Origin of the sequence: Bradyrhizobium jicamae, from assembly GCF_001440395.1 — a bacterium.
In the GTDB taxonomy this organism is placed as follows: domain Bacteria; phylum Pseudomonadota; class Alphaproteobacteria; order Rhizobiales; family Xanthobacteraceae; genus Bradyrhizobium; species Bradyrhizobium jicamae.
The window spans coordinates 10,963-12,946 of record NZ_LLXZ01000214.1; the positions used below are offsets into that span (position 1 = coordinate 10,963).

Below are 1,984 nucleotides of genomic sequence, written 5' to 3' on the forward strand. Positions count from 1 at the left end.
GCTCGGCAGATCGCAATGTATCTGGCGAAGAAGATCACATCGCGATCCCTTCCTGATATCGGCCGCCGCTTCGGCGGTCGTGACCACGCGACGGTTCTTCACGCCGTTCGCAAGATTGAGGCAAAGGCAGAGAAAGACCCGGTTCTTTCCGCTGAAATCGAACGTATCAAGGAAAACATCCCGGAGATCCGCATATGAAGCCAACGCCGATCCATGAGGTACTGCGCCGCATTCAGCGGCTCCCGTTGGCTCAGAAGGCCGCGGATCTTGCCGCGCTCGTGAAGGTCGAGCCGCCGCGGTCGATCCGACGCCGCGAACTTGAGACCGCGCTGAGGGATATCAGGACGCGCCAGCTTCGCAAAGAAAGCCGCGCAGCATGAGCATCGCAAAGCTTGCCTACCTGACGACGCCGGATCCCGGGCGCTACGTAATCAATTTCCAGACCTTCGGTTCCGACGATTTGGTCAAGATCGAGGTCTCCCACGATCAGATGCGCAACATCCTGACCGATGGCGTCACGCTTATGCTCCGCCAGAGTTTCCACCGCGTTCCAGTCATCACCAACACCGAGGACGCACATGAGCGAGCAGCAGGGGCATAATGACGATCTTCACTTCGTATATGTCATTTCGGCCCTCGAGAACAGCGTCCCCGTTGCGCCCTGCAAAATTGGGATAACGAAAAGTCCCGCTAGTCGCTTGGCGGGAATTCAAACCGGAAACCCTCGCAAGCTAGAGCTGATGAGCGCGATTCCCATTCCCGGTCGGATGGTAGCCAAGTGGCTTGAAGAGGCGCTTCACGATCAGTTTGAAGACTTTCGTTTGGTCGGCGAGTGGTTCGATGTATGCCCAGTGGATGCGGCGATAGGCGTTTGCACGATTGCCCGAGAAATGTTCTTGGCGATTTGCAAGGACGCTCCGGAAACGGCCGAACGGATCGTTGATAACCTGGGCATAGCGAAGCACATCAGGCAGTGTTTCGATTTCATCGCTTATTGCGATAAGCGCGGGCTGCCGCTTGATACGAAATTTGCGCCTCGCGTCTCGCCGGAACAAACAGCTATTCATTGAAGGGGCATTTTTTCATGAACGACGCCGGTCACAATTCCAGTGCCCAACTCAAATCGATCGTAGAGCGTATTGAACGCTTGGATACCGATATCAAGGAGTTGCGTGACGACCAAAAGGACATCTACGCCGAGGCCAAGGGAAATGGTTATGACGTGAAGGTGCTCCGGAAGGTCGTGGCGATCCGTAAGCAGGATCCTCAGGCTCGCGCGGAGCAGGAGACGATCCTTGAGACCTACATGCACCAGCTTGGCATGCTTGGATGACTAAGAAGCGCGATCTGTGGATGCCCCTCTATATCGGCGACTACCTGGCTGATACGGGGCATCTGACGACGACTCAGCATGGGGCATACCTCCTGCTGATGATGCACTATTGGCGCAAGCATGAGCTTCCGGCTGACGACAAGCAGCTAGCAGCAATTGCTAAGCTTCCGCTTCGCATTTGGTTGGATAGCAAGGAGACGATCCAGGCATTCTTTTTTGACGGCTGGCGGCACAAGCGGATCGAGGAGGAGCTGGAGAAGCGGTTTGCTGTGTCGTCGAAGCGCGCCGAGGCTGGTGCCAAGGGCGGCATGCGGACGCAGATGAAACACTTCATCAATGGAGCAAATGCTTCCGTTTGCTCAAGCATGACACATACACAAAGAAATATAACTACTACTGATCGTATTGAGAGAGGGCCGGCCGGTGGGAGTACGACGAGCGATCTCGCTTCAATCATCAAGCAGAAGGGCTGGGCGTGATCCGTGATCCGTCAGATGGATCGGTTAAAACGCCGGAGGAAATCAGTCCGGATGCTAATGATATCAACGCCGTAAGTGCGAAACGCCGGTCTAAGGAAATCACCTCGGGCCTAGCGCCGATCGACAAAGACCATGCCAACGAGGCCGCAAGGCTCAAGCGTTCGCGTGAATG

The 1,984-nt window shown here is 55.6% G+C and carries 5 protein-coding genes; all 5 read left to right on the forward strand.

The window, feature by feature from the left end; translation table 11 throughout:
• The coding region (locus tag CQ12_RS47060; RefSeq protein WP_283807438.1) for a helix-turn-helix domain-containing protein at positions 1-198 on the forward strand (198 nt) is incomplete at its 5' end.
• A gap of 178 nt (positions 199-376) precedes the next feature.
• The gene (locus CQ12_RS44635) at positions 377-601 is read left to right on the forward strand and encodes a hypothetical protein (protein WP_018272534.1); all 225 of its coding nucleotides are present in this window, start codon (positions 377-379) and stop codon (positions 599-601) included.
• Positions 579-1,070: a GIY-YIG nuclease family protein gene (locus tag CQ12_RS43040; RefSeq protein ID WP_018272533.1), complete on the forward strand. Its 492-nt coding sequence runs from the start codon at positions 579-581 to the stop codon at positions 1,068-1,070. The genes CQ12_RS44635 and CQ12_RS43040 overlap by 23 nt, the downstream gene beginning before the upstream one ends.
• 14 nt (positions 1,071-1,084) lie before the next feature.
• Positions 1,085-1,333, forward strand: coding sequence for a DUF2312 domain-containing protein (locus CQ12_RS37095; protein ID WP_018272532.1), 249 nt, complete (start codon positions 1,085-1,087; stop codon positions 1,331-1,333).
• Positions 1,330-1,812: a YdaU family protein gene (locus CQ12_RS37100; RefSeq protein WP_018272531.1), complete on the forward strand. Its 483-nt coding sequence runs from the start codon at positions 1,330-1,332 to the stop codon at positions 1,810-1,812. Before CQ12_RS37095 ends, CQ12_RS37100 begins: the two co-directional genes overlap by 4 nt.
• The last annotated feature ends 172 nt before the right edge of the window (positions 1,813-1,984 follow it).